The organism is Streptosporangium sp. NPDC049078, from assembly GCF_040648855.1.
GTDB lineage: Bacteria > Actinomycetota > Actinomycetes > Streptosporangiales > Streptosporangiaceae > Streptosporangium.
The window spans coordinates 168,711-193,940 of the sequence record NZ_JBEZEL010000017.1 but is presented as its reverse complement, the minus strand read 5'-3'; the positions used below and the strand labels follow the sequence as shown (position 1 = coordinate 193,940).

Genomic DNA, 25,230 nt, shown 5'->3' with positions numbered 1-25,230 from the left:
TCGCCGTCAGTCGCGCTCCCGCCAGCGGCTCAGGGCGTGGGCGAAGTTGATCGCGACGATTCCGCCCCAGGCGAGCAGCAGTCCGGCGGTGCCGGCGTTCTGCGCGGCGATGGCGGTGAGCGGGATCCCGATGCCCATGGAACCGAGGGCGATCGGGATCGAGGAGTTCGTGCTCCTGCGCGGCCTGGCCGCCGGCGCCCCGGTGGCGTGCAACTCGGCGCGCACCCGGTGGGCGATGGTCGCGTCGAGACGTGACACGAACGAGTCGACGAGCGCGGCCTCGTACTCCGGGCCGAGGTCGCGCCGGGCCTCGATGGTGGCGCGCATGTCCTGGCGGATATCTTGGTAGTCCTGCACGCTTCGATTGTTCCCTCGCCCCCGGCCGCCGGGCATCAGCCGTTAGGACGAGATTCGTGTCCACCTTCGACTCCACCCCCCTCGCGAAGGCGTCCGCCCCGCGGACCACCGCGGAATCCAGGCTTCCGGCGGGCACGGCCGGGCCCCTGGAGATCGTGACCCCGCACGGCCCGGCCCTCGTGGAGATCGACGAGGTGGCCGCCCCGCGCTTCCTGCTGGTGCTCACCCACGGCTCGGCCGGGGGAGTGGACGCCCCGGACCTGCTGGCCGTGCGGGACGCCGTGACGGCGATCGGCGGGACGGTCGCGCGGGTGCTGCAGCCGTTCCGTGTGCGCGGGGCCCGGGCGCCGGGGTCGGCGGTCAAGCAGGACGAGGCGTGGGAGAGGCTGGTGGCGGGGTTGCGCGGGCGCTATCCGGGGCTGCCGCTGGCGCAGGGTGGGCGGAGCAACGGGGCGAGGGTCGCGTGCCGTACGGCCGAGCGGGTCGGTGCCCACGCGGTCGTCGCGCTGGCCTTCCCCCTGCACCCGCCGAGGAAGCCGGAGCGCTCCCGCGCGGGGGAGCTGCGTGCGGCGGGTGTGGACGTGCTGGTGGTGAGCGGAGACCGTGACCCGTTCGGCGTGCCCGAGGCGGCGGACGCCGCGCGCCTGGTGGTGCTGCCGGGAGAGGGTCACGACCTCGGGAGGAGTCCCACCAGGGTGGGCGAGGTGGTCGCCGAGTGGCTCGACACGAGGATGCGGCCGGGCTCGGTGGACCCGCTCAGCGTGACCGGTCGGGGGTGACGGGTCTTCAGACGACGCCGGCCAGTGGCCGGTGCGGCTCGATGACGGCACCGTCGGGGAGGAGCTCGCCGGTGTCCTCGAACAGCACAACACCGTTGCAGAGCAGGCTCCAGCCCTGCTCGGGGTGGGCCGCCATGGTGCGGGCGGCTTCGCGGTCCAGCGCGTCGGCGGACGGACAGGACGGCTCGTGCGGGCACATCGGCGTGCCTCCGGATCTCTCGTGTCGGCTCGCCCGTGTCACACCGGGCACGGGGGTGGGCATCGGACATCCGGCGGCACCGTCACCGATGGGTCTCCGTTCCCACGTATGACGGGGACGAGCATCTGAATGTTGACATATGGCCATGCGACCCCTAACAGAGCGAGGGTCGCACATCAAGTAGATCAAGTGTGCGATCGATCGCACCTCGGCGACATAGCCCGTTAGGACTGTTTGGGACTGCTAGAGGGCCAGTCCGTCAGGGCTTTGTCGGGGGATGTGACCTATAACACAGCATGCCTCATATGAGCACATTCAACCAAGTCCGACACGCCGCCTGGCGGGTAAACGATCGGTTACAAGTTGCTGACGTGCCCCGATGCCGGCCCTCGCGCCCCTGGCCTGGCCCTTAGCGGCTCCTGCCCTCCCGCGTGCCCAGGCCGGCCAGGAGCGCGTCCAGCCCGTGCTCGAAGTCGGTGTCCGCCGCCGGGCTGCCGCCTCCCCTCGACGGAGGGCGCCAGGGCTCGTCCTCGTCGCCCGGGGGCTCGGCCCAGCCCGACTGCTGCACCTCCACCGCCACCGCGCCGAAGACGTAGGCCCGCAGGGCGCGTACCGCCCCCGCCGGGTCGGCCAGGCCCGCCTCGGCCAGTTGCTCGGTCTGCTCCCTGATCGCGATCGCCGCCCTGCCTCTCGGCGGTTTGGTCAGGGCGAGGGCCAGCACCCCGGGATGCTCCCTCAGTGCTGCCCTGCTCGCCCGGCACCAGGCCCTCGCGCTCTCCTGCCAGCTCTCGCCCGGCTCGGCGTGCACGGTGGTGACGTGCTCGGCCAGCGCGTCCATGAGGGCGTCCTTGCCGCGTGGCAGGTGGTGGTAGATGGCCATCGCCTCCACCTGGAGCGCGTCGCCCAGCCGTCGCATCGTCAGACGCCGGAGCCCTTGGCCGTCTGCGATGTGAAGGGCGGCGTCGATGATGCGCTCCCTGGAGAGCGGGACGGGTGGTCGCTTGGCGGGCATGGGAGGCATCCTGCCACCGCCTGCCTTACTGCGTAAAGGGTGGCGCGCCGAACAGGGCGGACCTCCGTCGCGCGGCGGGACGGGGTCGTCCGGGAGAGGTCGGGTCCCTGAGTGTGTGGGGTGAGGGCTGAGCGCGTAGGCTACGAGCGGTGATCTGCCGGAGGAGGCCCGGCGGCCGGGGAGAGAGGGAAGAAGATGGCGTTTTTCCGACCGAGCGTGAGCCGGGAGGCGGAGGTTCGTCACCACGCTGACCAGGAGGTCGGGAAGAGCTTTCCCGAGCTCCTTGAGAAGGCGCGCGAGGCCGAGGCCGAAGTGCGCCGGGCGCAGGCCGCCGCGGCTCCGGTGCAGGAGTTGCGAGCCGCCGGGCTGGCGTTCGACAGGGCTCTCACCGAGGCCCTGCGCGCGGCCGAGGCCAACCAGCGTGCGACGTTCGGGGTCAAGGCGTACGACGACCGGATCCGCCGCCGCAAGGGCAGGGCGACCCCCCGGGGTGCCGAGTGGACCGCGGAGGTCAACCGCCTGCGCACCCTTCGCGAGCAGAACCGGCTGACCGGCATCCCCCGGGTTCCCCGCCCGGTCGCCGCCTCCGCCCGCTGACCTTCATCCCAAGCGCCCTGGGCACCCAGGGCTCCCGTTCGAGAGGGCTCCTCCCCGCAGCCGAAGACCGCGGGGAGGAGCCCTTCGCGGTCCCGGCCCACGGCGGGCCTGCGGGGGGCCTGCGGGGGGCTTGGACGCCGTCATCCCCCATAAGCCTTGACATCGCCGCCGATGGGGTGGATTTTAGGATAGGCTTACCTAATAAACCTTGTCATTCCGACAGCCCCCGACTGCTCGCCTAACGCTATGACCAGGTATTTCGCTGAGATGTGCACAGCCACGCATTTTCCTCTGCCCCAACCCCTGCCTGATGGCTCCGAGAACGCGACGGGAGATCGGTGCTCGGCGGCCTCCGGGCGCGTCGGCGGGAGAACCGTGAGCCGACGCCCGTACGCGGACCCCGTGCCGACCGCCGCTCCCGGTGCCGGACGAATCCCCGATCCTTGCCCGTTCCTGCTGGAGGTAACCGATGATCAACCCCTTCGACGACGACGGCGCGTCCTTCCTGGTGCTGGTGAACGTGGAGGGGCAGCACTCGTTGTGGCCCGCGTTCGCCGACGTCCCCGCGGGCTGGCAGATCGCCCACGGTGAGGACTCCCGCGCCGGTTGCCTCGCCTACGTCGAGAGCTCCTGGACCGACATGCGCCCAAGGAGCCTCATCACCCAGATGGACGGCTGAGCCTTCCGCGCCTTCCCGGCCTTCGAGGCCGGATACGGGTGACCGTCGCCTTGGTCCACCTTGGCCCCCGCGCCGACCTTCCGGGAGGGACGCTCGGCGATCGCGCCGATTCCGTCGGGACACCCCTTGGGCGGGGCCGGAAACGCGGAAGGGCGCCACCGCGGACGGGAGGTCTCGCGGTGGCGCCCTTCGAAACGGGCGGCCGGGTCAGCTGGCCCAGTCGAGCAGCGGGCGGGTGTTGCTGGGGTGGCGGAGCTTGGAGAGCGACTCCTTCTCCAGCTGGCGGATGCGCTCGCGCGTCAGGCCGAGGTGCTTACCGATCTCGTCGAGGGTGTGGGGCTTTCCGTCGACGAGGCCGAAGCGCAGGGCCATGATCTTGGCCTCCCTGGGGGAGAGGTTGCCCAGCACGCCGCGCAGCTGCTCGCCGAGCAGCTGACGGTCGACGACCTCCGAGGCCTCGGGCGAGTCGACGTCCTCGATGAGGTCGCCGATGGTGGTCTCGCCGTCCTCGCCGATGGTGGCGTTGAGGCTGATCGGCTGGCGGCTGGTGCGCAGCAGCTCCTCGATCTGGTCGGGGCTCTTGTCGAGCTCGACGCCCAGCTCCTCCGGCGTGGGCTCGCGGCCCAGGCGCTGGTGCATGTCGCGCTCGACGCGCGACAGCTTGGAGAGCATCTCCAGCACGTGCACCGGCAGCCTGATCGTGCGGGCCGAGTCCGCGAAGCCGCGCTGGATGGCCTGGCGGATCCACCACATGGCGTAGGTGGAGAACTTGTAGCCCTTGGTGTAGTCGAACTTCTCCACCGCGCGGATCAGACCGAGGTTGCCCTCCTGGACCACGTCGAGCAGGGCCATGCCCCGGTCGGTGTACTTCTTCGCCACGGAGACGACCAGGCGGAGGTTGGCCTCCAGCATGTGGTCCTTGGCCCGGCGGCCGTCCTCGGCGATCCACTCCAGGTCGTCACGCACGACCGCGGACAGGCCCGGGTCGGCCTCCAGCTTGGACTCGGCGTACAGGCCGGCCTCGATGCGCTTGGCCAGCTCGACCTCCTGTGCGGCGGTGAGCAGGGTGCGACGGCCGATCGACTTCAGGTAGGTGTGCACCGAGTCGCCCATGACGGAGGACTGGTCGTCGAGGTCGAGGGTCGGCTCGACCTCCACCTCGGGCTCCTCCGCCGGGTTCCACTCGTCCTCGGGCTCCGCCGCCGTGTCCTTGGCGTCCTTGGCGTCCTTGGCGCCCTTGGCGGTGGTCCCGGCGGCCTTCACGGCCTTGGTCCTCCTGGTGGTCTTGAGGTCCCCGGAGGACTCCACCGGGACCTTGGTCGCGTCGGGGGCGCCGGCCACGGGCTCGGCCTTCGTCGAGGCCTTCCTCGCGGAGGCGGTCTTCGTCTTGCGTGCGGAGGTCTTGCGGGTGCTCTTGGCGGTGGATGCCGAGAGTGTGGGCTCGTTCTCGGCCGCCAGGCTGACGCCCGCCTCGGTGAGCTCGCGCAGAATCGACCTGCCCTCGGTGGGGCTGACGCCCGCCTCGGCGAAGGCGTGACGCAGCTCCGCGAGTGAAAGGTGACCCTGGACTCGTCCTCGGTCAAGGAGCTGGTCGAGGGTCGTCGGGGCCTCAGATGAGGTCGCCACGGCGGCTGGGGGCATGAGGACACCTCCTCCATCACGGAGTCGTCTGAATTTACGGTTTGCTGGTCTTGGGGTGGGGCGGTCTGGGAGCCGCTCGGCGCACCAGTACCAATAACCCCAGGCAAGAACATTCTGTTCCCGACTTGACTCGGAAAATATGATGGGTGGACCGCCGTGTCGGCGATCCACCCGCGCTCGGGTGCCCGAGAGGGCCTATTCGATCACTACCACGGGGCCCTCTTTCGCCGACTCCGAGGAGCCTTCGAGCGGGCCGTCGACCATGGGCATCGGGAAGGGCTCGGCCTGCTCCAGCCGGTCCTCGTTCCAGTAACCGAAGACCTTCTCGGGGTCGGGGTTGACCTCCTTGGAGACCACGTAGTCCTCGGCGGGAGGAGCGGACGCGGTCGGTGACGGCTCGTACGAGGGCGGTCCCGGCTCGTTCGGGGACACGGCGGGCACCGGCTCGTCCGATGGTTTCTCCGCTCTCCCGATCCCGCCCGACGCGGCGGCCGCCGTGACGGAAATGCCGCCGGCGAGGACCAGGCTCACGATTCCAGCCGAGACCCATGTCTTCCGGGTGACGTTCATCGGGCTTGTCCTTCCTGCTTCGGCTACCTCATTGGACGTTCGGGGGCACCTTCACGGTTCCCGATCACGACCATAACGGAGAGCCGCGAGATCCGGCTTGCCATTGGCCAGAAGCGGTATTTCGGTCACAACGGTCAGGTCGGCAGGGGCCGCGTAGGCGGGCATCCGCTCCTTGACGAGGGCGCGCAGCTCGGCCAGGGACGGCGGAGAGGGCGAGACGACGACGGCCACCACCCGCTCGCCCCACTCGGGGTCGGGACGGCCGACCACGGCGACGTCGACGATCGCGGGATGCTCGGCCAGCACGGCGGCCACCGCCGCGGCGACCACCTTCTCACCTCCGGTGTTGATGACGTCGTCGGCCCGCCCCAGCACGCGTAGCCGCCCTCCCTCCAGGGTGCCCAGGTCCGAGGTGAGGAACCAGTCGCCGTCGCGGGCCGCCTCGGTGAGGTCGGGGCGGAGCCGATAGCCGGAGAACAGCATGGGCCCGCTCAGACGGATCCGGCCGTCGTCCACGACGGCGATCCCCACCCCGTCGAGGGGATCGCCGTCGTAGACGCACCCGCCGCAGGTCTCGCTCATGCCGTACGTGGTGACCACCCGGGCGCCGGCCGCGCGGGCCGCGGCGAGCAGGCCGGGGGGAGCGGCGGCGCCGCCGAGCAGGATGGTCCTGATCCTCGACAGGCGCTGGAGACGCGTCGAATCCACCTGGAGCAGCCGGCGCAGCTGGGTCGGCACCAGCGAGACGTGCTCCGCGCCGCTGGAGAGCACGGCCTCGGGGGAGAACCCGTCGTGCACGATCGGCTCGGTCCCGCCAAGCAGCGACCTGAGCAGGACCTGCAGGCCGGAGACGTGGGAGGGAGGCAGGCAGCACAGCCAGCGCTCGCCCGTTGCGGCGTCCAGGCGCCGCAACGAGGCCGACGCGGAGGCGAGCAGCGCCTCGGCGGACAGCTGGACGCCCTTCGGGACGCCGGTCGAGCCGCTGGTGGCGATGACCACCGCGACCTCGGCGGGCACGCCGACGCCGCCCTCGCGGCGTACTCCGTTCACATGGGTCGGGCGCAACGCGTCGAGCGTCGCCCGCAGTGCGGGGGCGGGCAGTGCGGGGGAGAGGGGCAGCACGGCCGGGCCGCCGCCGTCCAGCGCCGCGCCGACGGCCCGGAACAACTCCGAGGTCGCCGGAGATACCACGGCGTGCAATTCCCGTTCTACGGAAAGCCACGCCTCGTGCGCAGGAGCGGTCATCACGGTCGTAAGGTTAGTGCCGGAAGCCGGACAACGGCCGGGGGTACCGGCGCAGCGGAGAGGGTGAAGCCATCGTGGGCACGGAGCGGGTCGAGCCGGGCGTGGATGAGCGGGCGGTGGAGAAGGCGTCCGAGCGCGACGGCGCGGTCGACTGGAAGAGGTCCGGCCAGTACGAGGACATCGTCTACGAGACCGGCGAGGGTATCGCCAAGATCACGATCAACCGCCCGGAGCGCCACAACGCGTTCCGCCCGACGACGCTCTTCGAGCTCAAGGACGCCTTCAACGTCGCCCAGGAGGACGCCGAGGTCGGTGTGATCATCTTCACCGGCGCGGGTGACAGGGCCTTCTGCTCCGGCGGTGACCAGAAGATCCGCGGCGACGACGGCTACGTCGACAAGTCCACCCCGCACGTCGGCCGGCTCAACGTGCTCGATCTGCAGGTCCAGATCCGCCGCTGCCCCAAGCCGGTCATCGCGATGATCGCCGGCTACGCCATCGGCGGCGGCCACGTGCTGCACGTGTGCTGCGACCTGTCCATCGCCGCCGACAACGCGGTCTTCGGCCAGACCGGCCCCAAGGTCGGCTCCTTCGACGGAGGCTACGGCTCCTGGCTGCTGGCCGAGACCGTCGGCCTGAAGCGGGCCCGTGAGATCTGGTACCTCTGCCGCCAGTACGACGCGCAGACCGCCCTCGACTGGGGCCTGGTCAACGCGGTCGTGCCGCTCGCCGAGCTTGAGACGGAGACGGTCAAGTGGGCGAGGGAGATGCTGGAGAAGTCGCCGCTCGCGCTGCGTATGCTCAAGGGCGCGCTGAACGCGGTGACCGACGGCGCCGCGGGGATGCAGCAGTTCGCCGGTGACGCCACCCTGCTCTACTACATGAGCGAGGAGGCGCAGGAGGGCCGCGACGCGTTCAAGGAGAAGCGCGCCCCCGACTTCGGTAAGTTCCCGCGCCGCCCCTAGCGGCGGCGGAAGTTCACGGCCGGGTGGCGGGGACAGGTTCTCCCGCCGCCCCCGGGGATGGCGGGGGTCCGAGGCGGTTCGGTCCCGAGGCGCGCCGCCCCGCATGGACGAGGTCGCCTTCGCGCGCCTCAGGACGGAATCACCCCCCGGGTGCGGAGTTTGCGGAGTTAAGGAGGCGGTGCGGTGAATCCCGCGACCGCGCTCGCGACGGTGCTGGTCGACGAGCTCGCCCGCTGCGGTCTCACGGACGTGGTGCTCGCACCCGGATCGCGGTCGGCGCCGCTCGCCCTGGCCGTGCACGCCGACAGCCGTATCCGGCTGCACGTGCGGGTGGACGAGCGCTCGGCCTCCTACCTGGCGGTGGGCCTCGCCCGCCGTAGCGGCCGCCCGGTCGTCCTGATCTGCACCTCCGGCACCGCGGCGGCCAACTTCCACCCCGCCGTCATCGAGGCGCACGAGTCGGGGGTTCCGCTGCTGGTGCTCACCGCCGACCGCCCGCCGGAGCTGCGCGACACCGGCGCCAGCCAGACCGTCGACCAGATCAAGCTGTACGGCACGGCCGTCCGCTGGTTCGGCGAGATCGGCGTGCCCGAGGACCGCCCGGGCCAGGTCGCCTACTGGCGGTCGACGGCCTGCCGCGCCTACCAGCGCGCGCTGGGCCCGTACGACCCGGGTCCGGTTCACCTCAACGTGCCCTTCCGCGAGCCGCTGGTCCCGGACGGCGACCCGTCCTGGTGCGAGTCCCTGGAGGGTGACAGCGAAGGGCCGTGGATCCGCGCCAGGGTGGCCTCCCCGCCGGTGGCCCTGCACCTGCCGCCGACCAGGAGGGGTGTGCTGGTCGTCGGAGACGGCGCGACCAACACGCGCAGATACGTGGCGGCGGCGGGCATGGCCGGATGGCCGGTCCTGTCGGAGCCCAACGGCGGCGCCCGCTACGGCGACCACGCGATGTCGACCTACCACTTCCTCCTCGGCACCCCGGAGTTCGCCGACCGGCACCGTCCCGACGTCGTGGTCACCCTGGGCCGTCCCGGCCTGTCCCGGCCGCTGCTGAACTGGCTGAGGCACGCGGACGAGCACATCGTGGTCGCCGCCGACATGACCCGCTGGCCCGACCCGACCCGCTCGGCCACCCAGGTCGCCCAGGTGGTGGAGATCCCGGTCACCGCGGGCGACGACGCGTGGCTGCACTCCTGGCGCCGTGCCGAGACGGCGGCGAGGGCCGCGATCGACGAGGTGCTGGACGGTACGGGGCTCAGCGAGCCGCGCCTGGCCCGCGACCTGGCGGAGGCGCTGCCCAACGGATCGCTGCTGTTCTCCGGCTCCTCCATGCCGATCCGCGACCTCGACCAGGCGATGCGTGCCCGGCGAGGTCTGCGGATCCTGGCCAACCGGGGGGCGGCGGGGATCGACGGTGTGGTGTCGTCCGCGATGGGCGCCGCCCTCGCGCACAACGGCCCCTCCTACGCCCTGATGGGCGACCTGACCTTCCTGCACGACCAGAACGGGCTGGTCCTCGGCTCCCGCGAGCCCCGCCCGGATCTCTGCCTGGTCGTGGTGAACAACGACGGCGGCGGGATCTTCTCACTCCTTCCCCAGGCCGCGCTGCGCGACCCCTTCGAGCGGGTCTTCGGCACCTCGCACGGGGTGGACCTGGGCTACGTGGCCGCCGCCACCGGCACGCCGTACACCTTCGTGGACGAGCCGGGGCAGCTGGTCAAGGCGCTGCGCGGCGACGGGTTGCGCATGATCGAGGTGCGGACGGACCGGGAGTCCAACGCGGTGCTGCACTCCATGATGCGTGAGGCGGCCCACGCCGCCGTCCGCGACACCATGGCGTGACACCGCCTCCTCCGATCACATCGCACCGCGTGCTCTCCGAGGCACGGCGCGGCCGGTCCGACGCGCTTCGTGACAGTGTCATGAAGGTGCCGTGACAGGTGCCGTGACAGGGGCCGTGCCGCGGTGCCGCGAGATCACGTGATGTCGCGACGCAGGGTCAGCGCGCGGGCGGCGAGCACGATCACCGCGACGTAGCCCGCGAACAGCATCCCGCCGGCCCAGGCGGGCAGCAGCTCACCGGTACGCAGGGGCATGCCGCTCAGGGCCCTGGCCGCCCCGGTCGGCAGCCATCTGCCCAGGTCCGGCAGGAAACTGACGAGCAGGTAGTCGGCGTACATGAACCACACCAGCGCCACCGCCACCGCCGCGACCTGGTTGCGGATCAAAGCGCCCAGAGCCACCCCGAGCAGGCCGTACAGGGCGACCCCGAGCGCCGAGCCGAGCAGGACGGCGGGTACGCCTGGACTCCAGGCGGGGTGGCCGGCCAGAGTGAGGGTGACCAGGCCCGCCACCAGCGTGACCAGCGCCGAGACCGTGGCGACCAGCAGGCCGACGATCCCGTACGCGGCCAGCTTGGCCGTCACCACCCGGCTCCGCCCCGGGGTGACCAGGAACTGCCAGGTGATCGTCTGGTGGCGGTTCTCCCCGGCCATGCCGAGTACGCCGAGCAGCAGGGTGACGACGTAGGCCTGCTGGGCCATGCTGTAGACGTTCTCGATCTGCGCGTCGAGTGGCATCCCGCCTTCCAGGCCCATCAGGAAGACCATCAGCCCCGCCCAGGCCACGCACAGCGGGGGCGCGAGGGCGGCGAGGATCCAGGTGGCGCGGCTCGCGCGTGCCTTGAGCAACTCGGCGCGGATCAGGCCGTTCACGAGGTCACCTCCATGTAGAGCTCTTCCAGGTCGGTCTCCGGGGCGAGCGGGCCCTGCCAGGCCAGACGCCCCGCCCTGACGATGATCACGTGGTCGGCGATCTGCCTGATCTCGGCGAGCACGTGGGTGGAGACCAGGACCGTGCGCCCCTGGTGGGTGTAGGCCCGCAGGAAACCCCGCAGCCAGCGCATGCCCGCCGGGTCCAGGCCGCCTGAGGGCTCGTCGAGGACGAGGATCTCCGGGTCGCCCAGGAGGGCGGAGGCGAGGGCGAGCCGCTGACGCATGCCCAGGGAGAAGCCCCGCACCCTGCGGTCGGCCGCGGCGGTGAGATCGACCTGCTCCAGAACCTGCTCCACGCGTCCGGGATCCAGGCCCGCGGCGAGACGGAGAGCCTCCAGATGCGTGCGGGCGCTCAGCGCCGGGTGGAAGGCGGTGGCCTCCAGCACCGCGCCGACCGTGCGGACGGGGCGCTTCAGGTCGCGGTAGGGCTCGCCGCCGATGGTCGCGCTGCCCTCGGTGGGCGTGACCAGGCCGAGGATCATGCGCAGGGTGGTGGTCTTGCCCGCCCCGTTGGGGCCTGCGAAGGCCGTGAGTGTTCCCCGTTCCACCGTGAACGACAGGTCGTCGACGGCCCGTACCCCGCCGAACGACTTGCCGAGGTGGGTGACGCTGATTGCTGACATGACCTCGACGATGGCCCCCGGGCGGGTGGGAGCGCACGGTCCCGGGGATGGATCTCGCGATGTCCACCAGGGAGGAGATCGGGGCCGCCGGGGGTGGAGGCGATCTCCACCCCGAGGCCCATGGCCCGCCGCAGGGGGGCGTGGATAGCGTGTGGGCGTGATGTTTCTCCGCCGCCCCTCGGTGCGCCGGTTCCTCGCCGTCGTGCTGGTGGGCTACATGCTCTCCGGTCCGGTGATCGGCGCGGTCGAGACGGGCTGGCCCGGTCTGCTCGGAGTGGTCCCGCTCGGTGCCGCCACCGTCGGCTGCTGCCTGTGGGTGCTGCTCGGCCGGGAGCCGCGCCGAGACGCCCCGCTGCTCGCGGCGACCCTGGCCGGAGGACTGGCCCTGCACGGGATCAGCCCCTACAGCGGCATGGGATTCATGTACATCGTGATCTTCGCCGCGCCGTTCAAAACCCGCCTCTGGCCGGCGGCGTTCCTGGTCACGGCGGACGTCGCCGCCACGACGGCCGTGTCCTTCCTGCTCGGGCTGCCGGTCGCGGAGGTGCTGGGCAACACCTTCGGCCTCACCTATGTCGCCGTCTTCGTCTTCCTGATGCGGCACGTGAAGGCGACCAGGGATCACGCCGCCGCGCTCGCCGAGGCGCGGGCGGGCGAGGCGGTACTGGCCGAGCGGGCCCGGCTGGCGAGGGAGGTCCACGACATCCTGGCGCACTCGCAGTCGGCGCAGATCGTCCACCTGGAGGGCGCGCGGCTGCTGCTTGAGCGTGGGCTTGGGCGGGGACCCGGGCGCGGAGAGGACACGGCGGCGGCCCTCGACCGGGTGAACCGTGCCGTGCGGCTGGCGCGCGCCGGGCTCGAGGAGACCCGCAGGGCGCTCGACGCGCTGCGCGGGGAGGAGCTTCCGCTGGCCGAGCGGCTGGAGCGGCTGGCGGTGGAGTTCCGTTCCGTGACCGGCTCGCCCTGCGCGGTATCGGTCGCGGGGAACCTCGACGGCCTGGAGGCGGGGGCACGGCTGGCGGTGGCCAGGACCGCGCAGGAGGCGCTGACGAACGTGCGCAAGCACGCGCCGGGCGCCGCGGCGTCGGTGGCGTTGCGCCGCGTCGGCCGCTGGTGCGAGCTGGAGGTACGCGACACGGGCGGCCCGCCGGGCCCGGCGGCGCCGTCGGGAGGCGGATACGGGCTGGTGGGCATGCGGGAGCGGGCCGAGCTGATCGGTGGTTCGCTCGCCGTGCGTCCGGGTGAGGAGGGCTTCGAGGTCCTGCTGCGGGTCCCGGCGTGAGCCGCCCGCGGCGCGGCGCCATCGCGGGGGTGGGCGCCGCGCCGCGGACGGGTCACGCCGGTGCCGTACGGTACGACCGCGCCGGGGAGCGTGATCGGCGCACGCGGGCGCGTTCGAGGGGCGTTCAAGGGGTTCGGCGGGCGTTCGAGAGGCAGGGAGGCAGGGTGAGCGTGCGGGTGCTGGTGGTCGACGACCAGACGGTGGTGCGCGAGGGGCTGGTGCTGCTCCTGGGGCTGCTGCCCGGCATCGAGGTGGCGGGGGCGGCGGCCGACGGACGGGAGGCGGTCGGGCTCGCCGGCTCTCTTCGGCCCGACGTGGTCCTGATGGACCTGCGGATGCCCCGGATGGACGGGGTGGAGGCGACCCGCAGGATCAGGGCCGCCCACCCGGAGATCCAGGTGGTGGTCCTGACGACGTACTCCGACGACGAGTCGGTCTTCGCCGCGCTGGCCGCGGGGGCGCGGGGCTACCTGACCAAGGACGCCGACGCCGAGTCCCTCGCCTCGGCCATCGCCACCGTGGTCGAGGGGGAGGCCCAGTTCGATCCCGGTGTCCAGCGGCGGCTCGCCGAGGCGGTGGCCGGGAGCCGCCGCGCGCCTGACCCGCCCGACGGCCTGACCCGCCGCGAGAGCGAGGTGCTGCGGCTGATAGCGGCGGGCCGCTCCAACGCGGAGATCGCCCGGGAGCTGTTCATCTCCGAGGCGACGGTCAAGACGCACATCAACAATCTCTTCGCCAAGGCGGGACTGCGCGACCGGGCCCAGGCGGTGACGTACGCCTTCCGGCACGGCCTGGCCCCCGACTGACAGCGGCTTCCCGGCCGACGGCGGGGACGCGCCGGGAGCCCTCCCCGGCGGTGGCCCGACGGCGGGGGAACCCGCGCCGGGGTGACGGCGACGGCGATGACTGTCAGGTCTGGGGATGTGGGGACGCCGTCGCGGGGTCAGGGTGAGTCGAGTACGGATTCACCTCGCGGGTGCCCGTCGAAGGGAAGTGCCATGCGACCTGACGTCAATTTGACCGGCTATGAGACGGTTGCGAGTTTCGGCGACTACGCCGAGGCCCAGCGTGCCGTGGACCAGCTGTCGGACCAGAAGTTCCCGGTGGAGCACACGATGATCGTCGGAGTCGGTCTCCGGCTCATCGAGCGGGTGCTCGGGCGGCTGACCTATCTCCGCGCCGCGGGGATGGGCGCGGCGACCGGAGCCTGGTTCGGACTGCTGATCGGCCTGTTCTTCGCGATCTTCACTCCCGGGCGCTTCCCCTTCATCCTGGTGCTGTGGGGCCTGATCTGGGGTGCCATCGCCGGAGTGATCTTCGGGTTGGTCGGTCACGCGCTCACCGGCGGCAAACGCGACTTCCTGTCGTCGAGCGCGATCGTCGCCGACCGCTACGAGGTGCTGGCGGCGGCCGCGCACGCCGCCGAGGCGCGCAGGCTGCTCAACGTCGGTACGTCCCAGCAGATGCATCAGCAGATCTGACCGGCCGGAGCCACCCGGGCCGGAGCCCGTACTGACGGCGGCGCGGGCGATGTCGCTCGCGCCGCCGTCCCATGTCCGCCCCTCCGGCCGGCCCGATCCGCCGGGCGGTTCCGGTGGAGACGCGGAACCACCGGGCCCGGGGGACGCCGGGCTGTCGGATGGGCACCGACGACGCCGTCCGGCGGGTGCCGGTGCCGCAGCGCATAGGAGGGCAGCATGGCTAAAGCAGTCGGAATCGACCTGGGCACCACCAACTCGGTGATCGCCACCATGGAGGGCGACAAGCCCACGGTGATTCCCAACTCCGAGGGTGCCCGGACGACGCCGTCGGTCGTGGCGTTCACCGACAACGGCGAACGCCTGGTGGGGCAACTGGCCCGCCGCCAGGCGATCCTGAACCCCAAGGGGACGATCTACTCGGCCAAGCGCTTCATGGGCCGCCGCCACGAGGAGGTCTCCAGCGAGCTGAACGCCGTCTCTTTCGACGTCGTCCCCGGCCCGGAGGGGGCCGTCCGCTTCAAGATCCACGAGAAGTCGTACGCCCCCGAGGAGATCGCCGCGGCCGTCCTGCGCAAGCTCGTGGACGACGCCTCGAAGTTCCTGGGGGAGAAGGTCACCGAGGCGGTCATCACCGTACCCGCCTACTTCAACGACTCCCAGCGCCAGGCGACCAAGGACGCGGGGAAGATCGCCGGCCTGGAAGTCCTGCGGATCATCAACGAGCCGACTGCGGCGGCCCTCGCCTACGGGCTCGACCGCAAGGAGAGCGAGACCGTGCTCGTCTTCGACCTGGGCGGTGGAACCTTCGACGTCAGCATCCTCGCCATCGGGGACGGCGTCGTGGAGGTGCGGTCGACCGCCGGCGACACCCATCTGGGCGGCGACGACTTCGACCGGCGGATCGTCGACTACCTCGCCGACGAGTTCCAGCGGGACAACGGCATCGACCTGCGTCAGGACCCGCAGGCCCTGCAGCGGCTGTTCGAGGCCGCCGAGAAGGCCAAGGTCGAGCTGTCGGCGGTCAGCCAGACGCAGGTCAGCCTGCCCTTCATCACCGCGGACGCCTCCGGCCCCAAGCATCTGAACGCCACGCTCAGGCGCTCGACCTTCGAGGAGATCACCGCCGACCTGCTCGAACGGTGCAAAGGGCCCGTCCAGCAGGCGATGGCCGACGCCAAGCTCACCGCCGACGACATCGACGAGGTGATCCTGGTGGGCGGGTCGACCAGGATGCCCGCCGTGCAGAACCTGGTGCGCCGGATGACCGGTGGCAAGGAACCGAACATGACGGTCAACCCGGACGAGGTCGTGGCGCTGGGCGCCGCGATCCAGGCCGCCGTCATCAAGGGTGAGCTGAAGGACGTCGTCCTGCTCGACGTGACCCCGCTCTCTCTCGGCATCGAGACGCTCGGCGGGGTGATGACGAAGGTCATCGAGCGCAACACGACCATCCCGGCCCGCCGCTCCGAGACGTTCAGCACCGCGGAGGACAACCAGACCGCCGTGGACGTCGTCATCCTGCAGGGCGAGCGTGAGCGCGCCGCCGACAACCGCCCCCTCGGCCGGTTCCGGCTGGAGAACATCCGGTCCGCGCCGCGCGGTGTGCCGCAGGTCGACGTGACCTTCGACATCGACGCCAACGGCATCCTGAACGTCTCGGCCAAGGACAAGGACACCGGCGCCGAGCAGCGCATCACGATCAGCGAGAGCTCGAACCTGGACAAGAGCGAGGTCGAGCGGATGGTCGCCGACTCCGAGCGGCACCGCGAGGAGGACCAGCGGATGCGGCAGGTGGTGGACGCGCGCAACGAGCTCGACAGTGCCGCCTACCAGGTGGAGCGCCGCCTGGCGGAGCTGGGCGACTCGGTACCCGTCCACGAGAAGGCGCGCGGGGAGATGCTGGTGAACGACGCCCGCGACGCGATCAAGCAGGAGGCCCCGCTCGACCGGATCCGCTCGCTCACCTCCGAGCTCCAGCAGGCCTACCACGGCCTCGCCGCGGCGGGCGCCGGCGTCTCGGGCGACGGAGCCCCGGGGACCGGCGGGGCGGCGGGCGGTCCGGGAGCCGCGGGACCGGCCGGCTCCCAGGGCGGCGGGGACGACGTCATCGACGCGGAGTTCACGACCGATGAGTGAGAAACCCGAGACACGGCGCGATGGCCGGGAGGAGACACCGGACCGAGATCCGGAGGTCCGGGAGGAGCACGCGGGGTCCCCGGAGACCCCGGAGGCCCTGGAGACCCCGGACGAGCTCCAGGAGCGCGTCGTGGAGCTCCAGGCACTGGTGACCGATCTCCAGGACAGGTGGCGGCGTGCCCTCGCCGACCTCGACAACCTGCGCAAACGCGTCAGCAGGGACGCCGCGCGGACCCGGTCGGAGGAGCGGGCCCGGGCCGCCGGGGAGTGGCTGCCCGTACTGGACAACCTGGACCGCGCGCTGGAGCACGCCGAGACCGACCCCGTCTCCATAGCCGACGGGTTGCGGGTGATCCGCGACCAGGCGCAGGAGGTGCTCTCCCGCCTCGGGTACGCGCGTCGTGACGATACCGGGGCCGTGTTCGACCCGGCCAGGCACGAGGCGGTGGGTGTGCTCTCGCAGGAGGGCGTGCCCGACGGCACGGTCGTACGGGTGGTGCGGCCGGGCTACGGGGACGGCGAACAGCAGCTGCGGCCCGCGCTGGTCGTGGTGGCCAAGGGGGCATGATGCCCCCCGACCGGGACTTCTACGAGATCCTCGGCGTGCGGAGAGGGGCGAGCCAGGAGGACATCCAGCGCGCCTACCGCAAGCTGGCGCGGGCCAACCACCCCGACGTGAACAAGGACCCCTCCGCCGAGGACCGCTTCAAGGAGGTCTCCGAGGCGTACAGCGTGCTGTCCGACCCCGCGACCCGGCGCCGCTACGACGCGTTCGGGCCGGATTTCCGCCAGGTGCCCGAGGACGTCGACCCCGAGACGTGGGCGCGCGCAGGGCGGCGAGGGGCGGGCGCGGGCCGGGGCGGGGCGGGTCCCCGTGGTGGCGGCTTCGGCGGCTTCGAGGAGGGCGTCGACCTCGACGATCTCCTGGGAGGGCTGTTCTCCGGCAGGAGGGGCCGCTCCGGCGCGAGCTGGGGGCCGATTCCCGGTGCCGACCAGGAGGCCGAGATCGTGCTGTCCTTCGAGGACGCCTACCGTGGCGGGCCTCGCTCCATCACCGTCGGCTCGCGTCGGCTGCGGGTCGACATCCCGCCGGGCGTCACCGACGGCCAGCGCGTCAGGCTGGCCGGTCAGGGCGGCAAGGGCGGTGAGGGGGCGCCCGCGGGCGACCTCTACCTGATCGTCAGGATCGCCCCGCACCCCCGCTACCGGGCCGAGGGGCGCGACATCCACGTCCTGCTCCCGGTCGCCCCGTGGGAGGCGGCGCTCGGAGCCTCCGTCGCGGTCGACACCCCCGGCGGCGAGACCAAGGTCAAGGTGCCGCCGGGCACGTCCAGCGGCAGGCGGCTGCGGCTGCGCGGCCGGGGGATGCCCAGCCGTCGCGACAAGCCGGGCGACCTGTACGCCGAGGTGCGGATCATGGTCCCGGAACGGCTGTCCGAGGAGGAGCGGCGGTTGTTCGAGCAGCTCTCCTCGGTTTCCACGTTCGACCCGAGGAGACGGTGATGAACGACCCGTTTTCCGAACGCGGACCGCGCCGGCCGGAGCCGCGCCCCACCCACCCGCGGGAGCGGGCGGAGCGCGCCGGACGCTCGTCGGCCCCGAACGCGGTCTCCCGCCCGGGAGAGAACCGGCGGGAGGCCCCAAGGGAGGTCCCGCGAGAGGCAGGGAGGACCTACCAGCTGACCAGGCCCGCGCGCCTGGATCTGGAGACGTTCGCCGACCGGACGGGGACACACCCCGACCTGCTGCGGCGCCTCGTCGTGCTGGGTTTGCTCGACGCCTGGACCGACGCCGAGGGGAACCTGTGGTTCCCGCCTCCCCAGCTGCTCACCATGGCGCGCATCCGGCGGCTGCGCGCCGGATTCTCGATCAACTACGCGGCGCTCGGCCTCGTACTGGACCTGCTGGACCGCATCGCAGAACTCGAGGCCGCCCAGCGCGGTCGTTCCCGACCCACCGGAGGCCCGCCGTGGACATGAACCAGCTGACGCAGAAGTCACAGGAGGCGCTGCACGACGCGCAGACCAAGGCCCTGCGTTTCGGGCACACCGAGGTGGACGGCGAGCACCTGCTGCTGGCGCTGCTCGACCAGCCGGACGGGCTGATCCCGCGCCTGCTCTCGTACGCGAACGTCGACACCGACCGGCTCAGGACCGAGTTGGAGGCGGGGCTGGACCGTCGCCCCAAGGTGAGCGGTCCCGGCGCCTCGCCCGGCCAGGTCTACGTGACGCAGCGGCTCTCCCGCCTGCTGGAGACGGCCAAGCGGGAGGCCGACCGGCTCAGGGACGAGTACGTGTCGGTGGAGCACCTGCTCGTCGCCCTGCTTGAGGAGGGCGGCTCGACGGCCTCGGGGCGGCTGCTGCACGAGCAGGCCCTGACCAGGGACGGTTTCCTCAAGGCGCTCACCGCGATCCGCGGCAACCAGCGGGTGACCTCCGCGATGCCCGAGGTGGCGTACGAGGCGCTGGAGAAGTACGGGCGCGACCTGGTGGCCGACGCCATGTCCGGCAAACTCGACCCGGTCGTCGGGCGTGACGCCGAGATCCGCCGCGTCATCCAGATCCTGTCGCGCAAGACGAAGAACAACCCGGTCCTCGTCGGCGACCCCGGTGTGGGCAAGACCGCCATCGTGGAGGGCCTCGCCCTGCGGATCAGCCACGGGGACGTGCCGGAGGGACTCAAGGGCAAGACGGTCTTCAGCCTCGACATGGGTTCGCTGGTGGCCGGGGCCAAGTACCGGGGCGAGTTCGAGGAGCGGCTCAAGGCGGTGCTCAACGAGGTCAAGGCCGCGGAAGGGCGGATCCTGCTCTTCGTCGACGAGATGCACACCGTGGTGGGCGCGGGAGCCGCCGAGGGCGCGATGGACGCGGGCAACATGCTCAAACCCATGCTGGCCCGTGGTGAGCTGCACATGATCGGGGCGACGACCCTCGCCGAGTACCGCAAGCACGTCGAGAAGGACGCGGCCCTGGAGCGCCGGTTCCAGCCGGTGATGGTCGACGAGCCCTCGGTCGAGGACGCCGTGTCCATCCTGCGCGGCCTGCGCGAGCGCCTGGAGATCTTCCACGGCGTGAAGATCCAGGACAGCGCGCTGGTGGCGGCCGTCGTGCTGAGCCACCGTTACATCTCCGACCGTTTCCTGCCCGACAAGGCCATCGACCTGGTGGACGAGGCGTGCGCGATGCTGCGTACGGAGATCGACTCGATGCCCGCCGAGCTCGACGAGCTCACCCGCAGGGTGATGCGCCTGGAGATCGAGGAGGCCGCGCTCGCGAAGGAGGAGGACTCCGCGAGCGGGACCCGGCTGGAGGAGCTGCGCAGGGAACTCGCCGACCTGCGCGCCCAGGCCGACGCGATGCGGGCGCAGTGGGAGGCGGAGCGGCACGCCCTGCGCGCCGTCCAGGCCCTGCGCGAGGAACTGGAGCACGTACGCGCGGAGGCGGAGCGGGCCGAGCGCGACTACGACCTCAACCGCGCCGCGGAGCTGCGGCACGGCAGGTTGCCCGAGCTGCTGCGGCGGCTCGAGGCCGAGGAGGAGCGGTTGTACTCCAAGCAGGGCGCCTCGCGCCTGCTGCGCGAGGTCGTCACCGACGAGGAGATCTCGATGATCGTCTCCCGATGGACGGGCATCCCGGTGAGCCGGCTGCGCGAGGGCGAACGTGAGAAGCTCCTGCGGCTCGACCAGATCCTGCACGAGCGGGTGATCGGCCAGGACGAGGCGGTGCGGTTGGTGGCCGACGCGGTGATCCGGGCACGCTCCGGCATCAAGGACCCGCGCCGCCCGATCGGGTCGTTCATCTTCCTGGGGCCCACGGGCGTCGGCAAGACGGAGCTGGCCAAGGCGCTCGCGGCGGCGCTCTTCGACACCGAGGACAACATGATCCGCATCGACATGAGCGAGTACCAGGAGCGGCACACGGTCAGTCGTCTCGTCGGCGCGCCCCCCGGTTATGTCGGGTACGAGGAGGGAGGCCAGCTGACCGAGGCCGTGCGGCGCAAGCCCTACTCCGTGGTGCTCTTCGACGAGGTGGAGAAGGCGCACGCCGATGTCTTCAACACGCTGCTGCAGGTGCTCGACGACGGCAGGCTCACCGACGCGCAGGGCAGGACCGTCGACTTCCGCAACACCGTCCTGATCATGACCTCCAACCTCGGCTCCCTGTACCTCCTCGACGGCGTCACCTCGACAGGGGAGATCGAGCCCGAGGCGAGACAGCGGGTCATGGCCGAACTGCGCGCCCACTTCCGCCCCGAGTTCCTCAACCGCGTCGACGACATCGTGATCTTCAAGCCGCTCACCCCGGAGGAGATCGAACGCATCGTCGACCTGATGTTCGTCGAGCTGCGCGACCGCCTCGAACAGCGGGGCATCCGGCTGGAGGTCACCGAGGCGGCGCTGCGGCACATCGCCGAGCGAGGCTACGACCCCGTGTACGGAGCCCGCCCGCTGCGCAGGTTCATCGCCAGGGAGGTCGAGACGCGCATCGGCCGCGCGCTCCTGTCGGGAGAGGCGGACGAGGGAGCCGTGGTCCGGGTGGACCTCGCCGACGACGAACTCGCCGTCACCTACGGGTGAGTCGCCGACCGCGGACCAGCGGAACGGTCGACGTCACCGAAATACCGAAATATCAAAATATCGTGCGACACCGAAACCACGTCCCGCCCTCCTCGAGGAGGACGTGCCAGGAGGACGTCAGCCAGGACGCCGGTGGCCGCTCTCCTGCGCCGCGAGCCTGGCCAGTTCGACCCGCGAGTGAATACCCAGCTTGCGGTAGACCTGCCGCAGGTGGAAGGCGACGGTGTGCTCGCTGATGAACATCTGCTCGGCGGCGTGCCGGTTCGTCAGCCCCTGGGAGACCAGATCGCAGACGGCCTGCTCGGTGCCGGTCAGGCTGGCCCACCCCGAGGTGGGGTGGGCGGTCCTGACCCAGTGCCGGCACCGCTCGCCCAGACGCCGCAGCCTGCCCCGCACCCGCGCCGCGTCCCGGACGGCCTCCACGGCCCCATAGCAGGTCAGGGCGGTCTTCAGGCTCCCCACGGCCAGCTCCCTGTGGCCGTCGCCCACCCCCAGCAGCACCCCGAGGTCCTCCGCCGCCGACCCTCTCGCCCAGGGATCGGCGTACCCGGCCACCGCGCGGCCCAGCGCCTCGGCGTCACCCTCCCGCAGCCCTCGCGCGTGGTCGGCGGAGACCGACGGGTTGGACAGGCCGGGATTGCGGGAGGCGACGTCCTCGGCGGCGTCGACCACGGCGTCGGCCCTGCGCCGGTCGTTCACGGCCATCGCCACCCGCACCAGCCACGCCGCCGCCGCGGGCTCGCCGGTCAGCGCGCCGAGGTGCAGGGGCAGCGCGTCGTAGACCTCGCCGAGCGAGCTCATGCCACCCGCGGCGCCGTCGCGCGCCTCCCTGATCCGTGCGGCCACCAGCTCCGATCGCAGCCGTGCGGGCGGCGGCATGCCGGATGCCGTACGGACCAGGCCCCTCTCCATGTACCTGACGGCCCCGGGCAGGTCGCCCGACCGCAGTGACGCGGTGCCGAGCACCGACAGGGACGAGGAGACCAGCATCGGCGCTTCCAGGGCCTCGGCGGTGGTCAGGGCGACCTCCGCATGCTTGATCGCTGAGCCGATCCGGCCCGCGGCCAGGTCCAGGCGGGCACGGAGAACGGGGATCTCCGCGGCCCACGAGGGCTCACCCTCGGTGTCGGCCTCCTCGGCGGCGATCTCCGTCGCCGCTGCCGCCTCGTCCAGCAGCCACAGGTCGACGAGCATCGTGGCCAGCACCGCCCGCGGCTGCCGGTGCGGGCCGCCGGCCGGTCGCTCCACGGCCTCGCGCGCCAGGCCCAGCCCGCGAGAGAGGTCGCCCTCGTTCCACGCGAGCAGGGCGAGGTCCAGGAGCCTCCCGCCGTCGCCGCCCCGGAGGGGCGCGGTGGAGCGCTCGACCTGCTCCCGCAGTGCTCGCCGCACCGGTGAGGGCACCCTGTCGACGACCGACCGCCACACCAGTTCGTGACGGAACGTCAGCTCGTCGGAGGTGGCCACGAGGACCCCGGCCGCGAGTGCCTCCTCCAGCGGAGGGAGCAACGCGGCCGGGGTCTCGCCGAGCATCCTGGCCGCGTACGCAGGTGTGACCGAGCGGCCGAGCACCGCGATGGCCTCCAGCAGATAACGGGTCCTGGTGCCGAGCTCGTTCAGGCGGCGTCGGACGGCGTCGTGCAGGCGCGCGGGCAGCGCCGCCTGGGCGGAGGTGATCCCGGCCGACCGGGCGACGCCGTCCTCGACCAGGACGGCGCCCTCCTCGCGTAGCCCGGTGAGGAGCTCGGAGAGCAGGAGCGGATTGCCGGCGGCCTGGGCGGCCAGCGCCGCCAGCTCCCGCCCGGGTGGCGCGCCCAGGATGTCGGCGGAGACCTCGGCCACCGCACCCTCGTCCAGCGGGCGCAGAACGGTCCGGGCGGCCCCCTCCTCCTCCAGCAGGTCGAAAAGCCGGCCCGCGTCGCCGCCGGCCGGGGCGTCGCGGCGGGCCAGCAGCCATGTCACCGGGCGTGAGGCGAGTCGCGAGGGCATCGTCCGCAGGGCCATGATCGTGGCGGGGTCGGCCCACTGGAGATCGTCGAGGATCACCAGCAGAGGCCCCGAGGCGAGTCTTCTCTCCAGCGAGGTACGGACCTGCTCGGCCAGCCACAGCAGCAGTTCCGGCCCGTCGGGGAAGAAACTCCTGGTCAGAGGCATCGGAGTCGTCGGCGACTCCTCAAGCGCCGACAGCAGCGGCCCCAGGGGGGTGAGCCGTCCCAGCTCGTCGGCCCGGCCGCCAGCCACCGACATCCCACGCGCGCTCGCGGCGCTCGCGGCCTCGGCGAGCAGCAGCGACTTGCCTATCCCCGGCTCGCCCTCGACGAGCATGACGTTCCCGGTCGTGGACGCGACGCCTTCGAGCAGGGCGAGGGCCGCCGCCCACTCATCCTTCCGGCCGCGCATGGTCTTGTCTCGGATCTGGCGTCATACCGGCGCTTCCTGAGCGGTGATTACGCATATGACATCCCCAAGGGACGAATCATCACGCGTCGGGCACCATCGCGCACCGGTTGTTTGGCGCAGATTTGACCTTGGGGAGCCCGCCGCCCGGTCAGCGCTCGATGAGCGTGACCTCCAGGGAGTAGTGCGAGGCCCGATAGAGGTGGGAGCCGTGCTCGACGGCCCTGCCCTGGTCGTCGTAGGTGGTGCGGATCAGCGTGAGCAGCGGCGCCCCGCGCCGCTCGCCGAGCAGCCTCGCCTCGGCCGCCGTGGCCGCCCGCGCCCCCATGCGCTGGTTCGCCACGCGCATCCGCACCCCGGAGGCGCGGAGCGTCTCGTACAGCCCGTGCTCCCGAAGGCCCTCGGCGGTCAGCGGGGCGAGCCCGCAGGGCAGCCAGTTGTGCAACAGGGCGAGTGGTTCCCCCGTGGCGTAGCGGATCCGCTCCAGGCGGAGCATCTCGGTGCCGGGCGCGACGCCGAGGGTCGCGGCGACGTCCTCGCCCACCGGAGCCGGGCCCAGGAGCAGCACCCTGGTGGCCGGCTCCTGACCGGCCCTGCGAAGGTCGTCGTAGAGGCCGGTCAGCTCGATGGAACGCCTGATCTGGCCGTGCACCACCTGGGTGCCGACACCTCGCTTGCGCACCAGCAGGCCCTTGTCGACCAGATACTGGATCGCCTGGCGGATGGTCGGCCGCGACAGGCCCAGCCGACCGGCGAGCAGGATCTCGTTGTCGAGACGCGCCCCCGGGGGCAGATCGCCGCGGCGGATGGCCTCGGAGATCTGCTCGGCCACCTGGAAGTAGAGCGGGACCGGGCTGGACCGGTCGAGATCGATGGCGAGCTGCGTCATTCGCCCTCCCCGTTGACACGCCGCGCCGTCAGGCTAGCGGACATCAGAATGTCTTGACAAAAACCGTCCGGTCCCGGCCACCGGGACAGGGACCATTGTCCGCGCCGCCGTTCGCGCCACTGGAGGAAGCATGGATCAGCGCAGGGATCAGAGCACCGCGACGGAGCTGTCCGCCGTCGCGGCCGAGGCCGCCCGCGCGGTGGGCGACCGGCTCCGCGGGGCGTTCAGGTCGCGTCCCGCGATCGAGACCAAGAGCGACTTCCACGATCCGGTGACCGAGCACGACCGTGCCGCCGAGGAGATCATCCGAGAGGTCATCGACAGGCGTGTCCCGGGGAGCACGGTCATCGGCGAGGAGGGCGGCAGCACGGGTTCGGGTGAGATCCGCTGGTACGTCGACCCGATCGACGGGACCGCGAACTTCGCCGCGGGGCTGCCGTTCTTCTGCGTGTCGATCGCCGCGGCAGTCGGGGACGAGGTGGTCGCCGGGGTGGTGTACGACCCGGTGCGAGACGAGGAGTTCCGAGCCGATCCTGGCGGTGCCTGGTGCAACGGCACGCGGCTGCGCAGCGCCGGCGCGACGCGTGACCGGGAGGGGGTTCTGCTGACCGGCTATCCCACTCCCCGCGAGGTGACCGAGGGCGGGGAGGAGACGCTGCGCCGGTTCGGCAGGATGCTGGAGGCGTTCGCCTCCACGCGCCGCCCGGGCAGCACCGCGCTCAAGCTGGCGTACGTCGCGGGCGGGTGGGCGGACGTCGCCTACGGCAGTAGGGTCAGTCCGTGGGACATGGCGGCGGGGTCGCTGCTCGTCCGGCGGGCCGGAGGCGTCTTCATCCCGTTGGACGGGTCGGTCTTCGAGGCCGGCGGCTACCTCGCCCACGTCGGAGGCTTCGACCTGGCGGGATCGGTCATGAGCGAGCTGCTCCTTCACGACCGCCAGGTCCGAGACGTCGGCGGGCCGGGGTGAGCCGGCGAAGGGCCCGCGTGGTCGACCCTCGCGCGGGGCAGGTTCCGCGTGTCGGCGATCGGAT

Annotated in this window: 24 protein-coding genes; 14 read left to right on the top strand and 10 right to left on the bottom strand. The window is 71.9% G+C overall.

The window, feature by feature from the left end; genetic code table 11:
• Positions 1-6: 6 nt before the first annotated feature.
• The gene (locus AB0B90_RS28480) at positions 7-357 is read right to left on the bottom strand and encodes a hypothetical protein (RefSeq protein ID WP_350947153.1); all 351 of its coding nucleotides are present in this window, start codon (positions 355-357) and stop codon (positions 7-9) included.
• A 146-nt stretch (positions 358-503) separates the two neighbouring features.
• Here AB0B90_RS28480 and AB0B90_RS28475 point away from each other — a divergent pair, with 146 nt between their 5' ends.
• Positions 504-1,136: an alpha/beta family hydrolase gene (locus AB0B90_RS28475; protein WP_350947311.1), complete on the top strand. Its 633-nt coding sequence runs from the start codon at positions 504-506 to the stop codon at positions 1,134-1,136.
• Between the two features lie 7 nt (positions 1,137-1,143).
• Here the strand turns inward: AB0B90_RS28475 and AB0B90_RS28470 are convergent, their stop codons facing one another.
• Both AB0B90_RS28470 and AB0B90_RS28465 read right to left on the bottom strand, forming a co-directional pair.
• Entirely contained in the window at positions 1,144-1,335 is a 192-nt protein-coding gene (locus tag AB0B90_RS28470; RefSeq protein WP_307558872.1) for a DUF5999 family protein, read from the bottom strand.
• 409 nt (positions 1,336-1,744) lie between these two features.
• Positions 1,745-2,347, bottom strand: a complete 603-nt coding sequence (locus AB0B90_RS28465; RefSeq protein WP_350947154.1) for a TetR/AcrR family transcriptional regulator C-terminal domain-containing protein — start codon at positions 2,345-2,347, stop codon at positions 1,745-1,747.
• A 195-nt stretch (positions 2,348-2,542) separates the two neighbouring features.
• On the opposite strand from AB0B90_RS28465, the gene AB0B90_RS28460 reads away from it, so the two are divergent.
• Together AB0B90_RS28460 and AB0B90_RS28455 are read left to right on the top strand one after the other, a co-directional pair.
• Positions 2,543-2,944: a hypothetical protein gene (locus AB0B90_RS28460; protein WP_350947155.1), complete on the top strand. Its 402-nt coding sequence runs from the start codon at positions 2,543-2,545 to the stop codon at positions 2,942-2,944.
• Between the two features lie 469 nt (positions 2,945-3,413).
• Positions 3,414-3,623 carry an MbtH family protein gene (locus tag AB0B90_RS28455; RefSeq protein ID WP_350947156.1) on the top strand — a complete coding sequence of 70 codons (210 nt, stop codon included), beginning with the start codon at positions 3,414-3,416 and terminating at the stop codon, positions 3,621-3,623.
• Between the two features lie 207 nt (positions 3,624-3,830).
• On the opposite strand, the gene AB0B90_RS28450 is transcribed toward AB0B90_RS28455, so the two are convergent.
• The 3 genes from AB0B90_RS28450 to AB0B90_RS28440 form a co-directional block, all read right to left on the bottom strand.
• On the bottom strand, positions 3,831-5,264 hold the full coding sequence (locus tag AB0B90_RS28450) for an RNA polymerase sigma factor (protein ID WP_350947157.1): 1,434 nt from the start codon (positions 5,262-5,264) through the stop codon (positions 3,831-3,833).
• A 195-nt stretch (positions 5,265-5,459) separates the two neighbouring features.
• Complete coding sequence (locus AB0B90_RS28445; protein ID WP_350947158.1) at positions 5,460-5,834, bottom strand: hypothetical protein; 375 nt, start codon at positions 5,832-5,834, stop codon at positions 5,460-5,462.
• A gap of 51 nt (positions 5,835-5,885) precedes the next feature.
• A complete protein-coding gene (locus AB0B90_RS28440) occupies positions 5,886-7,034 on the bottom strand; it encodes an AMP-binding protein (RefSeq protein ID WP_362925740.1) in 1,149 nt (382 codons plus the stop codon).
• Between the two features lie 161 nt (positions 7,035-7,195).
• Between AB0B90_RS28440 and menB the strand changes: the two genes are divergently transcribed.
• Together menB and menD are read left to right on the top strand one after the other, a co-directional pair.
• Complete coding sequence (menB, locus tag AB0B90_RS28435; RefSeq protein WP_350947313.1) at positions 7,196-8,044, top strand: 1,4-dihydroxy-2-naphthoyl-CoA synthase; 849 nt, start codon at positions 7,196-7,198, stop codon at positions 8,042-8,044.
• Between the two features lie 183 nt (positions 8,045-8,227).
• A complete protein-coding gene (gene menD / locus AB0B90_RS28430; RefSeq protein WP_350947159.1) occupies positions 8,228-9,886 on the top strand; it encodes a 2-succinyl-5-enolpyruvyl-6-hydroxy-3-cyclohexene-1-carboxylic-acid synthase in 1,659 nt (552 codons plus the stop codon).
• Between the two features lie 134 nt (positions 9,887-10,020).
• Here the strand turns inward: menD and AB0B90_RS28425 are convergent, their stop codons facing one another.
• A complete protein-coding gene (locus AB0B90_RS28425; protein ID WP_362925737.1) occupies positions 10,021-10,758 on the bottom strand; it encodes an ABC transporter permease in 738 nt (245 codons plus the stop codon).
• A complete protein-coding gene (locus AB0B90_RS28420; RefSeq protein ID WP_350947161.1) occupies positions 10,755-11,441 on the bottom strand; it encodes an ATP-binding cassette domain-containing protein in 687 nt (228 codons plus the stop codon). Before AB0B90_RS28420 ends, AB0B90_RS28425 begins: the two co-directional genes overlap by 4 nt.
• Before the next feature lie 160 nt (positions 11,442-11,601).
• On the opposite strand from AB0B90_RS28420, the gene AB0B90_RS28415 reads away from it, so the two are divergent.
• The 8 genes from AB0B90_RS28415 to clpB all read left to right on the top strand — a co-directional run bounded on the left by AB0B90_RS28415 (position 11,602) and on the right by clpB (position 20,916).
• The gene (locus AB0B90_RS28415; RefSeq protein WP_350947314.1) at positions 11,602-12,723 is read left to right on the top strand and encodes a histidine kinase; all 1,122 of its coding nucleotides are present in this window, start codon (positions 11,602-11,604) and stop codon (positions 12,721-12,723) included.
• 164 nt (positions 12,724-12,887) lie between these two features.
• Entirely contained in the window at positions 12,888-13,529 is a 642-nt protein-coding gene (locus AB0B90_RS28410; RefSeq protein ID WP_362925734.1) for a response regulator transcription factor, read from the top strand.
• A 192-nt stretch (positions 13,530-13,721) separates the two neighbouring features.
• Entirely contained in the window at positions 13,722-14,204 is a 483-nt protein-coding gene (locus AB0B90_RS28405) for a general stress protein (RefSeq protein ID WP_350947163.1), read from the top strand.
• Between the two features lie 216 nt (positions 14,205-14,420).
• Entirely contained in the window at positions 14,421-16,340 is a 1,920-nt protein-coding gene (gene dnaK, locus AB0B90_RS28400) for a molecular chaperone DnaK (RefSeq protein ID WP_350947164.1), read from the top strand.
• Entirely contained in the window at positions 16,333-16,908 is a 576-nt protein-coding gene (locus AB0B90_RS28395; protein ID WP_362925731.1) for a nucleotide exchange factor GrpE, read from the top strand. The genes dnaK and AB0B90_RS28395 overlap by 8 nt, the downstream gene beginning before the upstream one ends.
• Positions 16,908-17,843, top strand: coding sequence for a DnaJ C-terminal domain-containing protein (locus AB0B90_RS28390; protein WP_362925729.1), 936 nt, complete (start codon positions 16,908-16,910; stop codon positions 17,841-17,843). The genes AB0B90_RS28395 and AB0B90_RS28390 overlap by 1 nt, the downstream gene beginning before the upstream one ends.
• Positions 17,843-18,319: a chaperone modulator CbpM gene (locus AB0B90_RS28385; RefSeq protein WP_350947167.1), complete on the top strand. Its 477-nt coding sequence runs from the start codon at positions 17,843-17,845 to the stop codon at positions 18,317-18,319. The genes AB0B90_RS28390 and AB0B90_RS28385 overlap by 1 nt, the downstream gene beginning before the upstream one ends.
• Positions 18,310-20,916 (top strand): ATP-dependent chaperone ClpB, encoded by a 2,607-nt coding sequence (gene clpB / locus AB0B90_RS28380; protein WP_362925727.1) that lies wholly within the window; start codon positions 18,310-18,312, stop codon positions 20,914-20,916. The genes AB0B90_RS28385 and clpB overlap by 10 nt, the downstream gene beginning before the upstream one ends.
• Positions 20,917-21,033: 117 nt before the next feature.
• Here the strand turns inward: clpB and AB0B90_RS28375 are convergent, their stop codons facing one another.
• Positions 21,034-23,313 carry an AAA family ATPase gene (locus AB0B90_RS28375; protein WP_362925725.1) on the bottom strand — a complete coding sequence of 760 codons (2,280 nt, stop codon included), beginning with the start codon at positions 23,311-23,313 and terminating at the stop codon, positions 21,034-21,036.
• A gap of 148 nt (positions 23,314-23,461) precedes the next feature.
• Entirely contained in the window at positions 23,462-24,199 is a 738-nt protein-coding gene (locus tag AB0B90_RS28370) for a GntR family transcriptional regulator (RefSeq protein ID WP_350947170.1), read from the bottom strand.
• 130 nt (positions 24,200-24,329) lie between these two features.
• Between AB0B90_RS28370 and AB0B90_RS28365 the strand changes: the two genes are divergently transcribed.
• Complete coding sequence (locus tag AB0B90_RS28365) at positions 24,330-25,166, top strand: inositol monophosphatase family protein (RefSeq protein WP_350947171.1); 837 nt, start codon at positions 24,330-24,332, stop codon at positions 25,164-25,166.
• Positions 25,167-25,230 lie beyond the last annotated feature (64 nt).

Coding starts and splice junctions, on each gene's coding strand:
- AB0B90_RS28470 (WP_307558872.1), bottom strand. CDS start 1,335: ATGTGCCCGCACGAGCCGTCCTGTCCGTCCGCCGACGCGCTGGACCGC.
- AB0B90_RS28465 (WP_350947154.1), bottom strand. CDS start 2,347: ATGCCCGCCAAGCGACCACCCGTCCCGCTCTCCAGGGAGCGCATCATC.
- AB0B90_RS28460 (WP_350947155.1), top strand. CDS start 2,543: ATGGCGTTTTTCCGACCGAGCGTGAGCCGGGAGGCGGAGGTTCGTCAC.
- AB0B90_RS28455 (WP_350947156.1), top strand. CDS start 3,414: ATGATCAACCCCTTCGACGACGACGGCGCGTCCTTCCTGGTGCTGGTG.
- AB0B90_RS28450 (WP_350947157.1), bottom strand. CDS start 5,264: ATGCCCCCAGCCGCCGTGGCGACCTCATCTGAGGCCCCGACGACCCTC.
- AB0B90_RS28445 (WP_350947158.1), bottom strand. CDS start 5,834: ATGAACGTCACCCGGAAGACATGGGTCTCGGCTGGAATCGTGAGCCTG.
- AB0B90_RS28420 (WP_350947161.1), bottom strand. CDS start 11,441: ATGTCAGCAATCAGCGTCACCCACCTCGGCAAGTCGTTCGGCGGGGTA.
- AB0B90_RS28415 (WP_350947314.1), top strand. CDS start 11,602: ATGTTTCTCCGCCGCCCCTCGGTGCGCCGGTTCCTCGCCGTCGTGCTG.
- AB0B90_RS28405 (WP_350947163.1), top strand. CDS start 13,722: ATGCGACCTGACGTCAATTTGACCGGCTATGAGACGGTTGCGAGTTTC.
- dnaK (WP_350947164.1), top strand. CDS start 14,421: ATGGCTAAAGCAGTCGGAATCGACCTGGGCACCACCAACTCGGTGATC.
- AB0B90_RS28395 (WP_362925731.1), top strand. CDS start 16,333: ATGAGTGAGAAACCCGAGACACGGCGCGATGGCCGGGAGGAGACACCG.
- AB0B90_RS28390 (WP_362925729.1), top strand. CDS start 16,908: ATGCCCCCCGACCGGGACTTCTACGAGATCCTCGGCGTGCGGAGAGGG.
- AB0B90_RS28385 (WP_350947167.1), top strand. CDS start 17,843: ATGAACGACCCGTTTTCCGAACGCGGACCGCGCCGGCCGGAGCCGCGC.
- AB0B90_RS28375 (WP_362925725.1), bottom strand. CDS start 23,313: ATGCGCGGCCGGAAGGATGAGTGGGCGGCGGCCCTCGCCCTGCTCGAA.
- AB0B90_RS28370 (WP_350947170.1), bottom strand. CDS start 24,199: ATGACGCAGCTCGCCATCGATCTCGACCGGTCCAGCCCGGTCCCGCTC.
- AB0B90_RS28365 (WP_350947171.1), top strand. CDS start 24,330: ATGGATCAGCGCAGGGATCAGAGCACCGCGACGGAGCTGTCCGCCGTC.